The organism is Propionivibrio sp. (genome assembly GCF_016790145.1).
Taxonomy (GTDB): Bacteria; Pseudomonadota; Gammaproteobacteria; order Burkholderiales; family Rhodocyclaceae; genus Propionivibrio.
Genome location: NZ_JAEUOI010000090.1, coordinates 22,829 through 36,640, shown reverse-complemented (window position 1 = coordinate 36,640; position 13,812 = coordinate 22,829). Strand labels below are relative to the sequence as shown.

The window sequence follows — 13,812 nt, the reverse complement described above, 5'->3', positions numbered from 1 at the left end:
CCCTAGTTCCTGCTGCGCCCTGGCCGCGTATGATGCATCGACTCGAAAAAAACCAGGTTGCAACCATTTGTCATTAACGGCTTTAATTCAGAATCGATAGCCTGCTGACGCAGGCGTCGTCGAAAGAAGGTGTAACTTGCTCGACCAGATACCAATTTTTTTGCAGGCACTCCTCGACCAGACCGGAGCGGTCAACTTTTCCATAGGTAATCTGTTCATGATCATCATTGGCGTGATCATGATCTACCTGGCGATCGCCAAGCACTACGAGCCATTGCTGCTGGTCGGTATCGGGTTTTCCTGCATCGTCGCCAACGTTCCTGGACCTCCCGACATTCCCGGCGGGCCCGCCATCTCGGCGCTGCTCTACGCGGTGAAAGACGGCGGGCTGTTCCACTATGCCTACATGGGTGTGGAAAAGCTTATCATCCCGCCGCTGATCTTTCTCGGTGTCGGGGCGATGACCAACTTCGGGCCGATGATCGCCAATCCCAAGCTGGTACTCCTCGGGGCGGGAGCGCATCTGGGCATTTTCGTGGCGCTGATTCTTGCCAAGATGCTCGGTTTCACCCTCAGCGAAGCAGGAGCCATCGGGCTTATCGGCGGCGCTGACGGGCCGATGGCGATTTTCGTCGCGGTCAAGCTGGCACCGCATCTGCTCGGGCCGATTTCCGTCGCCGCCTACTCCTACATGGCGCTGATGCCGATGATCCAGCCTCCGGTGATGCGTTTGCTGACCACCAAGGCGGAACGTGAAATAGGCATGGCGGAATCACGCAAAGTGACGAAGCTGGAAAAAATCGCCTTCCCCCTCGTCATCGCCATTATCGTCAACCTGTTCTTTCCGCCGGTTGCCCCGCTGATCTCCATGCTCATGCTCGGTAATCTGCTTAGAGAGGTGGGAGTGACGGATCGTCTGTCGAAGACGGCCGCCGGCGGGCTGATGAACGTCATCATCATCATTTTGACCGTCGCCATCGGATCGACCATGGCGGCCGAGAAATTTCTCACCTTCCAGACCCTCGAAATTGTCATACTCGGACTGATTGCCTTCCTCTTTGGTACGGGCTCCGGGGTGGTGACCGCAAAGATCATGAATCTGTTCCTCAAGACGAAAATCAATCCGCTGATCGGCTCGGCCGGCATCGCTTCCGTACCCATCGCGGCGCGCGTCGCGCATATCGAGGCGTACAAGGCTAATCCGAAAAATCTGCTGATTTACCATGCCATGGGCCCCAATCTTGCCGGAGTTTTCGGAACGGCCATCTCGGGCGGTATTCTGCTCGCCCTGCTGGGGGCGAACTGAGCATGAAACACGTGACCCCCTGTTTCATTGCAGCGTCCATGGTGCCACCAGGTGCTCATTCTTTTGCTATTACCATTGAGGCGAGGCCGTCATGACCGCTCTTGTTCCGGATACGCTCCAGGGAGCGATAATTGTCAGCGTTATCGACTTCTTTCTCAGCTTCATCATCATCAGCGGCATTGGCATCGTGCTGTCGTGTTTTCCGCTATTGAATCGCGCGGCGCTTTTCTTCAAGGCCGCACCCAAAGCCGCACACGGTAAAAAGGCGACTCACGCTTCACAGGCGGCGCCTGCAGAGAAAAAGGCCGACGCCGAAACGCTGGACAACATCGCTGCCATTGCCGCAGCAGTATTCGTCGTCATGGACGGCGCACCGCATCGTATTCTCAACATCCAGCCCTCGCAGCGCAGTGCCTCGTGGTCCACCGAAGGGCGAATTGCCCAGCACGGTTCGCATACCGTGCGCTAAACGGTGATCCCTCGGAACCGGACAGGGCCCTGCAGTTAAAGACCAGCGTATGCCTTTGTTGCCGGGGTCTGGCGCCGGTGGTCAAACGTGTCTGAAAACTCCTGCTTCGCTGACCATGGCATCTAGCCTTATATCGTGCGCTTCGGGGCGGATCGAGTCGACGCGAGCCAGTTCAAAACCGACGCCGATGCTTAGCGGAGCCGGCTTCAGACTGGCCAGCGTGCGGTCAAAGAAGCCGCCGCCATAACCGATGCGGTAACCGGCGGCATCGAATGCATTGACCGGCAGCAACAGCGCTTGCGGCACCAGAAATTCGCCTTCGGCCGGTGTCGGGATGCCGTAACGGTCGGCAACCAGCCGCTGACCTGGAGTCCACTTGCGGAAAGCGAGCGCGGCGTTGGCTTCGAGGACAACCGGCAACAGCGCCGCAAACCCGGTTTGCCCGGATTCAAACCACGACATGATCAGTGGCCGCAGATCGGGCTCGTTCTTTACCGGCCAGCAGAATCCGACGCGCAGACCTGCCAGTTGCGGAAAGTTTTTCTGCACCTGCGCGCAAACTTTTTCAGAAAGAAGAGAACGCTCGTCTGCCGACAGTGCCAGTCGAAGTTCAATGCGCTGCTGACGTAATGCGCGACGAAACGTAGCGCACGTTTCGTCACGATTTTCAGACATTGTTTGTGGCGTCAATCCGGCGCTCATGTGGTATGCTGAAAGTCAGTGTTTACAGGGGCTCCAGCTTATCATGAAGTTTCGTCTTGCTGTTTTTCTCCTCACGATTCCCTGCTTGATGGCGCATGCCGCAATCGGGGCCGTGACGGGCGATGATCGATTTCTTGCGGCGCGTGATGCGGTTCGCACTGGCGACCGCGCCAAACTTGAGCGCATAGCATTCGAGTTGCAGGGGCATGAGCTTCAAGCCTATGTCGAATACTGGCAGCTTCTGCTTGATCTGAATAACACCGATCCGGCGACGATCAAGGCCTTCCTGTCGCGTTACGATAAAAGTTATGTCGCCGAGAAGCTGCGTAGTGACTGGCTCAAGCAATTGGGCAGGAAGCAGCAGTGGGCGCAGTTTGATGCCGAATTCCCCTTGCTGGGCCAGCCCGATCAGGAGCTTTCCTGTTTTGCCCTGCAGAGCCGCCAGGCACGCGGCGATGCGAGCATGCTCGACGAGGCGATGTCGCTGTGGCTGACGTTGATTGAGCCTCCCGAATCCTGCTACCCGATACTCGAAGCGCTGATTCTGGAAAAGCGCGTACTCGCCGATCAGGTCTGGGCGCGCGTCCGTCGCCAGTTTGAAGCGAACAAGACGGCCGCCGCGCGCTACAGCATGAACTATCTGCCGCCCAGCCAGACGCCCGATGCGCGGGTTGTTGCGGCGGTCATCGATACACCGATACCGTGGCTGGCAAAACAGCCGACCAGCCTGGCCGGTAGTCGCATGAACCGCGAACTGGCGGCGCTGGCGATCAGCCGCATTGCGCGCAACGATCCGCGCATGGCGTCCGAGCAGTTGATGCGGATCGAGAGCCAGTTACAGGCCGGCGAAAAGGGCTGGGCATGGAGCCAGATCGGCTGGCAGGCGGCGCAGCGGCACCTGCCCGAGGCGCTGGAGTGGTTTCGAAAAACCGGTGATGTTGCGCTTTCCGATGAGGTGGCGCAATGGAAGGTGCGCGCCGCCCTGCGCGCAAAGGATTGGGGAACGGTGCGCTCAACCATCGAAAGGATGCCGCCAGCACTCGCCGCACAGCCGGCCTGGGTTTACTGGCTGGGGCGTGCCTACCGTGCCGGCGGGCGCATCGAGGAGGCCAATACGCTGTTCGCAAAAATTGCCGGGCAGCCAAACTTCTACGGCAATCTGGCCGATGAAGAGCTGGGTCGGGCGATCATGACCCCACCCAGGGCAGCGGCGCTGACGCGTGAGGAGGTGTCGCAGGTTGCCGCTAATCCTGGCGTGCAGCGTGCGCTGGCGCTGTATCGCGTCAATCTGCGCACTGAAGGCGTCAAGGAATGGAACTGGACGCTACGTGACATGAGCGATCGCGAGTTGCTGGCGGCTTCGGATATCGCCCAGCGCGCCGGCATTTATGACCGGGCCATTGCTGCCGCTGACCGCACACGGGATGAGCACGACTATTCGCTGCGCTACCTGTCACCTTTCAGCGATCAGGTGCGTCCGGCGGCGAAGAGTCAATCGCTCGACGACGCCTGGGTCTATGGCCTGATGCGTCAGGAAAGCCGCTTCGTGACCAATGCCAAGTCGTCGGCGGGAGCTTCTGGCCTGATGCAGTTGATGCCGGCGACGGCCAAGTGGGTGGCCAGGAAAATCGGCCTCAAGGACTTTCATCAGGGTCAGGTGAACGACACCGAGACCAATCTGCTGCTCGGTACGACGTACATGCGTCTGGTGATGGAGAGCCTCGACAATCACCCGGTGCTGGCTTCTGCGGCCTACAACGCCGGCCCCGGCCGCGCCCGCAAATGGCGCGCTGATGGTCCGCTGGAAGGCGCCATCTACGCCGAGACCATTCCGTTCAATGAAACGCGCGACTACGTTAAGAAGGTGATGAGCAACTCGGTCTATTATTCGGCACTGTTTGACGGCAAACCGCAATCGATCAAGAGCCGCCTTGGCGTGATCGGGCCACGCTCGAGTGTTGATCCAAAGGCCGAAGAATTGCCGTAGAATCGATTCTTCAAACAAATTTGATCGGCAGGGAGCCATGGAACTCAAGAAAGTGCTATTGATTGGCGGGAGCGGTTTTGTTGGTGGCTGGATAGCCAACCGGCTTTCCGAACGCGGCATTCGCGTCACGATCCCGACGCGCCATCGTGACAATACCAAGCAGCTCATTCTGCTGCCGACCGTCTATATGGTGGACGCCGATGTCCACGACCCGCAAGTGCTGGCTTCGCTGATGACTGGCGTTGATGCCGTGATCAATCTGGTCGGCATTTTGCACGATGGCGATTCCAGCCAGCCTTACGGCAAGCGTTTTGCTGCCGCGCATGTCGAGTTGCCGAGGAAAATTCTGGCGGCCATGATGCAGACCGGAGTCCGTCGCCTGGTGCATATGAGCGCGCTCAGGGCCTCTGACGATGCACCATCGGCCTATTTGCGTTCTAAGGCGGCGGGCGAAGCCGTCGTGCTCGGTGCGGCGAGGGAGCTTGATGTCACCGTGTTTCGTCCCTCGGTCATTTTTGGCCCCGGTGACTCCTTCCTGAATACCTTCGCCAGCCTGCTCCGGGTCTTTCCCGTTATGCCGCTGGGTGGCGCTGACGCACGCTTTCAGCCGGTTTATATCGGCGATGTGGCCGACGCCTTTTGCTCGTGTCTGACCGATCGCGCAACTTTTGGCCAGACGTACGAATTATGCGGTCCGACAGTCTACACCTTGCGCGAACTGGTCGAGTACACCGGCGAGCTGATCGGCCGGCGCCGTCCGGTGATCGGGTTGCCCGATGCCCTCGCTTATCTGCAGGCGGGCTTTCTGAGTCTGCTGCCCAATCCGCCGATGTCGCCGGATAACCTGCGTTCGATGCAGCTCGATAACCTGACCGATGGGCGTCACAACTACCCGGGCTGGCAACCGAAGTCGCTGGAAGCTGTCGCGCCCGGTTATCTTTCTGCTGTGGTCAGACCGAATCTGCGCCTGGATAAATACCGCTGTCGTGCCGGGCGTTAAGGGTTCAGTGAATTTTTTGTCATGATGAAAATTGTCATCGGCGATCACAATTTCTCGTCATGGAGCCTGCGTCCGTGGCTGGCCTTGAAGCAGGCCGGATTACCCTTTGAGCAAATCTGCATTCGCCTGCATCAATCCAGGACCAGGGAAGAGATTTTGAAGTACTCGCCTTCGGGCAAAGTGCCGTGTTTGATCGACGGTAGCACCGTGGTCTGGGATTCACTGGCCATCTGCGAGTATATTGCCGAGCAGGCACCTTCTTTGTGGCCCTCCGAGCGCAAGGCGCGCGCCGAGGCGCGCGCTATCAGTTGCGAGATGCACTCCGGTTTCGGCGCCTTACGTTTCAGCATGCCGATGGAAATTGTCTCCTCAAGGCCTTATGACGCCCGTACTGCCGAAGTGGAAGCCGATATTGCCCGCATCGTTTCGATCTGGGAAAGCTGCCGCCTTTGCTACGCTCAGGATGGCCCCTTCCTGTATGGCTATTTCTCGATTGCTGACGCGATGTTTTCTCCTGTCGTCTGGCGTTTTCTGACCTACGCTGTGGAGCTTCCTCCGGCCTCGCGCGCGTGGGTCGAAACCATGCGCCTGCTGCCGGCCATGCAGGAATGGCGGGAAGCCGCGCTGGCTGAAATGGCCAGGTAGGCGTTCACCTTCCTCACCCCATGCGAATATTCACGGTTGGTGGGGCGGTGCGCGACGAGTTGCTTGGCTTGCCGGTACAGGATCGTGACTATGTGGTCGTTGGGGCGTCACCCGACGAAATGCTCGAGCGCGGCTTCAAACCGGTCGGCCGGGACTTTCCCGTTTTCCTGCACCCGACCACGCACGAAGAGTACGCTCTGGCCCGGACCGAACGCAAGGCCGGTCACGGGTACACCGGCTTCTCCTTTCATGCGGCGCCCGAGGTCGGTCTCGAAGAGGACCTCGCCCGTCGCGACCTCACCATCAATGCCATTGCCCGTGCCGACGATGGTGCGCTGACCGACCCGTTTCACGGTGTGGCCGATCTCCAGGCGCGGGTATTGCGCCATGTCGGGCCGGCATTCGTTGAGGATCCGGTACGCATTCTGCGCGTTGCCCGTTTTGCCGCGCGCTTCATCGGATTTTCCATCGCGCCGGAAACCGTCGACCTGATGCGCAGGATGGTCAGCGGGGGCGAGGTCGATCATCTGGTTGCCGAGCGCGTCTGGCAGGAACTGGCCAGGGGACTGATGGAAGCCAGACCCTCGCGCATGATTGAAGTGCTGCGTGAATGCGGCGCGCTGGCGCGCCTGCTGCCCGAGCTGGATCGACTGTTCGGCGTGCCGCAGCGTGCCGATTACCATCCGGAAATCGATACCGGCGTGCACGTCATGATGGCGCTCGATCATTCGGCACGGCAAGGCTACGCCTTGCCAGTGCGCTTTGCCGTACTCATGCACGATCTCGGCAAGGGGCTGACGCCAGCCGCCGATCTGCCGCGTCATCCGGGGCACGAGGCACGCAGCGTCGAGCTGGTCGGCGAAGTGTGCGCTCGACTCAAGACCCCGGCCGATTGCCGTGATCTGGCGCTTCTGGTGGCCCGCTATCACGGCGATATTCGCCGCGGTCCCGAGCTGCGCGCGGCAACCATTACCCGGCTCCTGGAAAGTGCCGATGCACTGCGCCGCCCGCAGCGCTTCGAACAACTCCTCGAGGCCTGTGCCTGCGATTTTCATGGACGTCTGGGCTGGGAAGAAAAACCGAACCCCGATGCGCAACTTTTCCTGAGCGCGCTGGACGCCGTACGTTCCGTCGATGCGGCAGCGATTGCCAGCCGTTGCAGCGATGCGGTGCAGATTTCCGCGCAACTGCACGCCGCGCGGGTGTCCGCCGTCAAACGGGTGCTGGCACTTCCGGACTGATGCGGTGGATGTCGTAACGCCATGATCACGTTGTACACCTGGAGTACACCCAACGGCCGCAAGGTATCGATCATGCTTGAGGAGTGCGCGCTACGCTACCGCGTGAAAACCATCGACATCACACAGGGCGAGCAGTTGGCCCCCGAATTTGTGGCCATCAACCCGAATTCGAAAATCCCGGCCATCGTCGATCCCGATGGGCCGGACGGCAAAACGATGACGCTTTTCGAGTCGGGCGCGATTCTTCTCTACCTGGCGGGCAAGACCGGCCGGTTTTTGCCGACGTCCGAGCGCGGCAAGTACGAAGCCCTGCAGTGGCTGATGTTCCAGATGGGCGGCGTCGGGCCGATGTTCGGTCAGACGCACCACTTCCTGCGTTTTGCTCCCGCACCGCTAGCCTACGCAATCAAGCGCTACAGCACAGAAACGGCAAGGCTTTACGGCGTTCTCGACCGGCGACTGGGCGAGGCCGCGTATCTGGCCGCCGAGTACTCGATTGCCGACATGGCCACTTACCCCTGGGTGGCGCGGCATGAGTGGCAGAAGATCGATCTGGCCGACTATCCCAACGTGCAGCGCTGGCATGCAGCGATTGGCGCACGCCCAGCCGTGCAGCGCGGCATGGCGATACCCGGCTGAGCGAAATCAGGCAAAGCTGTGATCGGCTGAATTCCTGCAAACCTGGATTGAGGTCAATCGAGTTCCAGTGAAATTTGGACAAACCGTTACCAAATAGTTGTCGGCGCCATTCAACCTTTCCGTTTCCCGGCCGTTACTTGACTTGCCATCCATTCAAAAGAGCAGAGGCAAACAAAATGTTGATCGTCACCGAAATGAGCGCAGGAAAAGTCCTGGACGAAGCATGCAACCATTACAACGACGTTTACAGCGACGAGGCCTTGTACGCCGCTTGGGCCGAACGGCCCGGGGTTGAAGCCCGTTTGGCTGAATTCGACACCATGGCAGCCGGCAAGCCGTCAAGCGCCGACGGCAAAGGGTTCATGGCTCACCTGTATGCCGGCAAGGGCTGAGCGCTGCACAGCGAGGTGCGCTTACAGCGTCGCGCTTCGATCGCCCTGGGCAAAGCCGATCAACTTCTCGTCGATGCCTTTACCCAGCGCGATGACCTTGAACAGCTCGCCCATCTCGGCGGGCGAAATCAGTTTCTGCGCTGCCTGCGCTTGCGGCAGGTAGTTTAGATAATCTTCGGCCGGGGTGCGGGCAAGGATTTCAGTCAATCCGCAATTGAGCAGGAATGTGGCTTGCGTGGTGTAGCCGAGCAAATCCAGGCCGGCGGCAAAGCCCGACTCGACAATTGCCGTGAAATCGACGTGCGCGGTGATGTCCTGCAAGCCGGGCAGGTAGAAGGGCTCGCCGTGCGCATGGTGGCGATAGTGGCACATCAATGTGCCGGCATCGCGCTGCCAGTGGTAATACTCGTGCCGCGGGAAACCATAATCGATGAGCAGCAAGGCGCCCTTGCCGAGGATGCTGCCCCAGGCTGCCGTCCAGTCGGTTGAGGCCAGGCCGATCTCGCTCAGGTAACCGGGCGCTGGCGGGTGCTCGATACCCAGTGCCTTCGCCCGTTCAAGAACGCGCACCTCGGCGGGACGATCGGACCAGACGAATTCATCATTCTTCCAGCCGACGCCGCGTTCAAATATCGCCGGGTTTTCCAAATCTTCAAACTCGTTACCCCAGCGCACCAGATGCACCGGCATTGCGTCGAGCACTTCGTTGGCCAGCACCAGACCATCGAAACGTTCGGGCAGGCGGTCGAGCCAGTTGACGCGCTCAAGCAGATGCGCTGCGCGCTGGCCAATCGTCGCCCGCTGGCGTTCGCGCAATTCGCCGGAGAGATCGAGGATGCCGTAGCGTTCCGGGAGCGCTACGCGCCGTTCAAGTTCGAGCAGCAGGTCGGCGGCAAGACGTCCGGAACCGGCGCCGACCTCGATCATCTGCGGCGCGCTGAGCGCCAGGATCTGCACCGCCTGCGCCGCCAGGGTCCGGCTGAAGGCCGACGAAATCTCGGGTGCGGTGACAAAATCCCCGGAGGCGCCAAACTTGCGCGCCCCGCCCGAGTAGTAGCCCATTCCCGGCGCATAGAGCGCCAGTTCCATGAAACGATCAAAACCGATCCAGCCGCCGGCAGATTCGATTTCGTCGCCGATGCGGCGTTTCAGCGCCGCGCTGTAGGCCAGTGCGTCGGGATCGGGTTTGGGTAGTTTCAATGTTCTCAAAACATCCACCGCAAAGGCGCAAAGAAGAAAGGAATCGCAGAGAAGTGCTGGAAACGCGAAGTCATAGCTTTGCGTTCCCTTTGCAACTTTGCGCCTTCGCGGTGGATTCCAGATTCAAATCCCGATCTCCGTGATGCTGCCAAACTCGAATTTCAGTTGCGTCCATTCGGCAAGCGGGAGCTGCCGCCAGTGACCCACCAGGGCGCGCATGACCCCGGCGTGGGTGACCAGCGCGACACGCGAGCCCGCAAGCGAGATGGCAAAGTCGATGGCACGCTGTTGCAGGCGGGCCGGCGATTCACCGCCCGGCGGGCTGAAGTTGAAAACGTCGGCGGCCCAGGCATCGAGCGCGTCGCGGCCGATGTCGTCCCACGACTGGCCCTCCCATTCGCCGAAGTCGATCTCGGTCAGTCGCGCGTCGATGCGCGCCTGCGGGTCAAGCGCCTCGGCCAGTTGCCAAGCGCGGCGCAGCGGGCTTGAGATGACCGGCGTGCCTTCCGGCAGCAAGGCTCGCAGGCGTGCGGCAACGTGCGGCGCGTCGGCACAGTCGATATCGAGCCGGCCGTAACAGACGCCGGCGTCGATCAGCGGGCGCGGATGACGGATCAGGAAAATCTGCACAGCATTCCGCAGTAGAAGGCGACTTCGGCAAGCTGCTGCGTGGCGCCGAGGCAATCGCCGGTATAACCGCCGATCTGCCGCTTGAACAGGCGCGCCAGCCAGAGCGTGGCGAGCACGGCAAAAAGCACGCCGATGACGGCTTGCCGCGGCGGCAACAGGAGCAGAGGCAGTAGCGCGGTGAGTGCCGCGAAAGCCAGTTCGCCGCCTCCGATGCGGGTGGCCAGCGGCTTCGACTTGCCTTCGTCGCGCACATAGTCGAGCGTACGCAGCAGGGTGGTAGCACACAGGCGGGAGAAGGCATGCCCGGCAATCAGTGTCACCGGGATCAGCAGCAGATCGATCTCGACCAGCGCGCAGAACTTGGCGAGCATCAGCATGACCAGCGCCACCGCGCCGAAACTGCCGATCCGCGAGTCCTTCATGATTGCCAGGATCTGCGTCTTTCCCCAGCCGCCGCCAAAGCCATCGACCATGTCGCTCCAGCCGTCTTCATGAAATGCGCCGGTGACGTAGAGCGTAATCGCCATCGAAGCCAGCACCGCCAGCGTTAATGGCCAGATGAACGAGGTCAGGAAAAAAACCAGCGCCGCGATGCCGCCGACGATCAGCCCGACCGCCGGAAAATAACGCGACGAACGCTCCAGCGCCTCGCTGCTGTGCCCGACCCAGGCGGGTACCGGCAAGCGCGTAAAGAAGCGGATGGCGCCGAAAAAGTATTCGAGTTCAGTACGAAAGAACATGGGCCGGTCGTTAGGGGTTGTGAATCAATGAAAAAACACCACCCAAGCCGTGGCCCGAGGCCAGGCTTCGCCCTCATTCCGGCGAAAGCCGGAATCCAGAACCTTCCTCCGATAGCCATGAATACAATCGGATAAACGAGTTGGACCCCGGCTTGCGCCGGGGTGACGAGCGTGGAAATCAGGCCGTAATGATTTTTTCACAGACTGTCAGTCAACGAAAGAAAGCGAACCACCAGGCACCAGGGGAAACCAGCTTGACCTCAAATTTTCCCTGGTGAATCCTGTTGGCATTGGTGACTTTGTGGTGAAGCATTTGAAATTAAATCTTCTCGCTCACGCCCGCCGCCTCGAAGCTGGCCATCTCGTTGAGGAAGGCGACGGCGGCGTTGACCAGCGGCCAGGCCAGCGCCGCGCCGGTGCCTTCACCGAGGCGCAGGCCGAGATCGATCAGCGGAGCGGCCTGCAGATCGTTCAGTTGCGCGACGTGTCCCGGCTCGGCCGAGCGGTGACAGAAAATGCAGTAATCGCGGATCGCCGGTTCGATGCGGGCAGCGGCGAGCAGCGCCGAGGTGACGATGAAGCCGTCGATGAGCAGCGTCATGCCGCGTTCGGCCGCAGCGAGCATGGCGCCGGTCATCATGACGATCTCGAAGCCGCCGAACTCGGCCAGCACCTTACGTGCGTCGGCCTTCGCCGGCAGCGCCGCACGCCGGGCGGCCTGCGCCAGCAACTCGCGCTTGCGCGTCAGCCCGGCGTCATCGAGACCGGTGCCGCGCCCGATGCAATCGATGAGCGGTGTGCCGGTAAGCGCATGGGTGATCAGCGAGGCCGCCGCCGTATTGCCGATGCCCATTTCGCCGAAGCCGACGACATTGCATCCCTGGTCCGCCAGCGAGCGGACGATTTCCGCCCCCTTGGCCAGTGCTGCGGCGCACTCGGCGGCGCTCATCGCCGGCTGCTCCAGATAGTTGCGCGTGCCGGGGGCGATCTTGGCGTCGAGCAGCCTGGCACGCTGTCCGAAATCATGCGCCACGCCGGCGTCAATGACCTTCAGCGCCAGGCCGTTGTGGCGGGCGAAAACGTTGATCGCCGCGCCGCCGGCCAGAAAATTTTCGACCATCTGCCAGGTCACGTCCTGCGGGAATGCCGAGACACCGGCCCGGGCGGCGCCGTGATCGCCGGCAAAAACGAGCAGGTGCGGACGCGAAAAACCCGGCGTCAGCGTCTGCTGGATCCGCCCGATTTGCAGCGCCAGTTGCTCAAGTTGGCCGAGCGCTCCCGGTGGCTTGGTCTTGTTGTCGATCCTGTTTTGCAGGGCCGCATCGAGTTCGCTGCCGGGAGAAGCAATGGAGAAGTGCATGGGAAAATCGCTTGCCGCAAGCGCCTGCAAAAAACAGCGATTATACGCTCGTGCTCCCATGCCAACGGGCATGGATTGACGCATTGCCGGACTGCCCGTTTCCCTCACCCCCAACCCCTCTCCCTGAGGGCGAGGGGAGATTCAAGAGTCGATCGTGCGACTTTCGAAGTACACTTGCCGAATGAGAGAACTGATCATCGGTGGCGCCCGATCGGGCAAGAGCACTTTCGCGGAGAATTGCGCGGCGGAAAGCGGCCTGCGCGTCATCTACGTGGCCACCGCGCAGGCCCTCGACAGCGAAATGGAGCAACGGATTGCGCACCATAGGGCGCGGCGTCCGGCGACCTGGGGGCTGGTTGAAACGCCCCTCGAACTGGCGGCGACCCTGCAGCAGCATGCAGCGCCCGAGGTCTGCCTGCTGGTGGACTGCCTGACATTATGGCTGTCGAACCTGCTCTTTGCCGGAGCAGCGGCGCGTCAGGCCGAGGCCGGCCAGCCGCTCGACTGCCCGCTGTTCAAACGCGAAGTGCAGGCGCTGATCGACACCTTGCCGCAACTGCCGGGAAAGATCGTCATCGTTTCCAATGAAGTGGGTTGGGGGGTGGTACCGATGGCCGCCGTGTCGCGCCTGTTTGCCGATGAACAGGGCCGGCTCAATCAGCGTGTCGCAGCGGTTTGCGAGAAGGTGACGCTGGTGGTCGCGGGTTTGTCGCTGGTGCTCAAATAACAGTTGCGAAATCAATTCCACCCACCGACCCGAACTCTAACTGCTGCCTATCCGGATTCTGTTATTGATATGCTGATGGCGTGTTGTGACGCAGAAGAGAAAGAGTACCAAACAGATCATTGCCGGAATAGCTGCGAGACAGGTTCTACCCTTTGCGGTCGCACAGGCTTTTGTAAAGCACTCGTTTAACGAAGAAGCTAAACGGCAGCCCGCTTGCGGGGCGTCCGCTTTGAGCGAATAGTCAGTCTCTGCTTTTCTTGCGCAAAGGCCAACATACTTGCCAAGGCCTGGTTGACAGCTTCGGAGCTAACGGGGTCAGCATCGAATTGAATATTTCTCAAAACACAATCCGAAGCCCACTTTGCTCCCAAAACCCTCCGCCTGTTCGGAATCAGGCAACTGCGGTTTTTTTTGATTTAGCTCAAGTATCGAAACTAAGCCAAACCGAAAATTAAGACATTGCCATTGTTCAGCTTTGAATTCTTTCTTTTGAGAAATGCAATGCGATGCTGTCCCAGTAACACCCATGACGAATCCGGACAGCCATGATTCCGCTCCCCCTTCGGTTAGCCAGAGGGTAATCTCAGCGCCGGCAGTACCCGAAAACGACAGAATGGTTTATATTGCGCGCTTGCAGAGCGCCTGAAGCGCCAGCGACGGGTCGCCAGCAAGCCTTGCGGAATGACCCGAGCGGCGTTTTATCTCCCCTCTGCGCTGGCGGCCCTGCGCAAGCCAGGAACGATTACCCCTTTCGCTGAAGACCCGGCGTAACGA

14 protein-coding genes are annotated in these 13,812 nt (G+C 60.5%); 9 read left to right on the top strand and 5 right to left on the bottom strand.

Translation table 11 applies throughout. The annotated features are described in order from the left end of the window. Positions 1–136: 136 nt before the first annotated feature. Positions 137–1,306 (top strand): sodium ion-translocating decarboxylase subunit beta, encoded by a 1,170-nt coding sequence (locus tag JNM42_RS08025; protein ID WP_294268166.1) that lies wholly within the window; start codon positions 137–139, stop codon positions 1,304–1,306. A gap of 91 nt (positions 1,307–1,397) precedes the next feature. Then, the gene (locus JNM42_RS08020; RefSeq protein ID WP_294268165.1) at positions 1,398–1,775 is read left to right on the top strand and encodes a hypothetical protein; all 378 of its coding nucleotides are present in this window, start codon (positions 1,398–1,400) and stop codon (positions 1,773–1,775) included. Positions 1,776–1,856: 81 nt separating this feature from the next. On the opposite strand, the gene JNM42_RS08015 is transcribed toward JNM42_RS08020, so the two are convergent. Then, entirely contained in the window at positions 1,857–2,450 is a 594-nt protein-coding gene (locus JNM42_RS08015) for a 5-formyltetrahydrofolate cyclo-ligase (RefSeq protein WP_294268164.1), read from the bottom strand. A gap of 70 nt (positions 2,451–2,520) precedes the next feature. Here JNM42_RS08015 and JNM42_RS08010 point away from each other — a divergent pair, with 70 nt between their 5' ends. The 6 genes from JNM42_RS08010 to JNM42_RS07985 all read left to right on the top strand — a co-directional run bounded on the left by JNM42_RS08010 (position 2,521) and on the right by JNM42_RS07985 (position 8,381). Continuing rightward, positions 2,521–4,464 (top strand): lytic transglycosylase domain-containing protein, encoded by a 1,944-nt coding sequence (locus JNM42_RS08010; RefSeq protein ID WP_294268163.1) that lies wholly within the window; start codon positions 2,521–2,523, stop codon positions 4,462–4,464. A gap of 37 nt (positions 4,465–4,501) precedes the next feature. Further along, the gene (locus JNM42_RS08005; RefSeq protein ID WP_294268162.1) at positions 4,502–5,464 is read left to right on the top strand and encodes a complex I NDUFA9 subunit family protein; all 963 of its coding nucleotides are present in this window, start codon (positions 4,502–4,504) and stop codon (positions 5,462–5,464) included. Positions 5,465–5,485: 21 nt separating this feature from the next. After that, positions 5,486–6,109, top strand: a complete 624-nt coding sequence (locus JNM42_RS08000) for a glutathione S-transferase family protein (protein ID WP_366504425.1) — start codon at positions 5,486–5,488, stop codon at positions 6,107–6,109. Positions 6,110–6,129: 20 nt separating this feature from the next. Further along, positions 6,130–7,350, top strand: a complete 1,221-nt coding sequence (locus JNM42_RS07995) for a multifunctional CCA addition/repair protein (protein ID WP_294268161.1) — start codon at positions 6,130–6,132, stop codon at positions 7,348–7,350. A gap of 21 nt (positions 7,351–7,371) precedes the next feature. Then, positions 7,372–7,989 carry a glutathione S-transferase N-terminal domain-containing protein gene (locus JNM42_RS07990; RefSeq protein ID WP_294268160.1) on the top strand — a complete coding sequence of 206 codons (618 nt, stop codon included), beginning with the start codon at positions 7,372–7,374 and terminating at the stop codon, positions 7,987–7,989. Between the two features lie 176 nt (positions 7,990–8,165). Next, positions 8,166–8,381 (top strand): hypothetical protein, encoded by a 216-nt coding sequence (locus JNM42_RS07985; protein ID WP_294268159.1) that lies wholly within the window; start codon positions 8,166–8,168, stop codon positions 8,379–8,381. A 21-nt stretch (positions 8,382–8,402) separates the two neighbouring features. Here the strand turns inward: JNM42_RS07985 and JNM42_RS07980 are convergent, their stop codons facing one another. The 4 genes from JNM42_RS07980 to cobT form a co-directional block, all read right to left on the bottom strand. Then, entirely contained in the window at positions 8,403–9,581 is a 1,179-nt protein-coding gene (locus tag JNM42_RS07980; RefSeq protein WP_294268158.1) for an SAM-dependent methyltransferase, read from the bottom strand. Between the two features lie 123 nt (positions 9,582–9,704). Beyond that, a complete protein-coding gene (gene cobC / locus JNM42_RS07975) occupies positions 9,705–10,211 on the bottom strand; it encodes an alpha-ribazole phosphatase family protein (RefSeq protein ID WP_294268157.1) in 507 nt (168 codons plus the stop codon). Continuing rightward, positions 10,196–10,951, bottom strand: coding sequence for an adenosylcobinamide-GDP ribazoletransferase (locus JNM42_RS07970; protein WP_294268156.1), 756 nt, complete (start codon positions 10,949–10,951; stop codon positions 10,196–10,198). Before JNM42_RS07970 ends, cobC begins: the two co-directional genes overlap by 16 nt. Before the next feature lie 319 nt (positions 10,952–11,270). Further along, positions 11,271–12,311 carry a nicotinate-nucleotide--dimethylbenzimidazole phosphoribosyltransferase gene (gene cobT / locus JNM42_RS07965; protein WP_294268155.1) on the bottom strand — a complete coding sequence of 347 codons (1,041 nt, stop codon included), beginning with the start codon at positions 12,309–12,311 and terminating at the stop codon, positions 11,271–11,273. 181 nt (positions 12,312–12,492) lie between these two features. Here cobT and cobU point away from each other — a divergent pair, with 181 nt between their 5' ends. Continuing rightward, on the top strand, positions 12,493–13,038 hold the full coding sequence (gene cobU, locus JNM42_RS07960) for a bifunctional adenosylcobinamide kinase/adenosylcobinamide-phosphate guanylyltransferase (protein ID WP_294268154.1): 546 nt from the start codon (positions 12,493–12,495) through the stop codon (positions 13,036–13,038). Positions 13,039–13,812: the final 774 nt, after the last annotated feature.

Bases quoted from the DNA above. Each gene is read 5' to 3' on its own strand.
- JNM42_RS08015 (WP_294268164.1), bottom strand. From the start codon at position 2,450: ATGTCTGAAAATCGTGACGAAACGTGCGCTACGTTTCGTCGCGCATTA.
- JNM42_RS07970 (WP_294268156.1), bottom strand. From the start codon at position 10,951: ATGTTCTTTCGTACTGAACTCGAATACTTTTTCGGCGCCATCCGCTTC.
- JNM42_RS08000 (WP_366504425.1), top strand. From the start codon at position 5,486: ATGATGAAAATTGTCATCGGCGATCACAATTTCTCGTCATGGAGCCTG.
- JNM42_RS07990 (WP_294268160.1), top strand. From the start codon at position 7,372: ATGATCACGTTGTACACCTGGAGTACACCCAACGGCCGCAAGGTATCG.
- JNM42_RS07985 (WP_294268159.1), top strand. From the start codon at position 8,166: ATGTTGATCGTCACCGAAATGAGCGCAGGAAAAGTCCTGGACGAAGCA.
- cobU (WP_294268154.1), top strand. From the start codon at position 12,493: ATGAGAGAACTGATCATCGGTGGCGCCCGATCGGGCAAGAGCACTTTC.
- cobT (WP_294268155.1), bottom strand. From the start codon at position 12,311: ATGCACTTCTCCATTGCTTCTCCCGGCAGCGAACTCGATGCGGCCCTG.
- JNM42_RS07995 (WP_294268161.1), top strand. From the start codon at position 6,130: ATGCGAATATTCACGGTTGGTGGGGCGGTGCGCGACGAGTTGCTTGGC.
- JNM42_RS08020 (WP_294268165.1), top strand. From the start codon at position 1,398: ATGACCGCTCTTGTTCCGGATACGCTCCAGGGAGCGATAATTGTCAGC.
- JNM42_RS08010 (WP_294268163.1), top strand. From the start codon at position 2,521: ATGAAGTTTCGTCTTGCTGTTTTTCTCCTCACGATTCCCTGCTTGATG.
- JNM42_RS08005 (WP_294268162.1), top strand. From the start codon at position 4,502: ATGGAACTCAAGAAAGTGCTATTGATTGGCGGGAGCGGTTTTGTTGGT.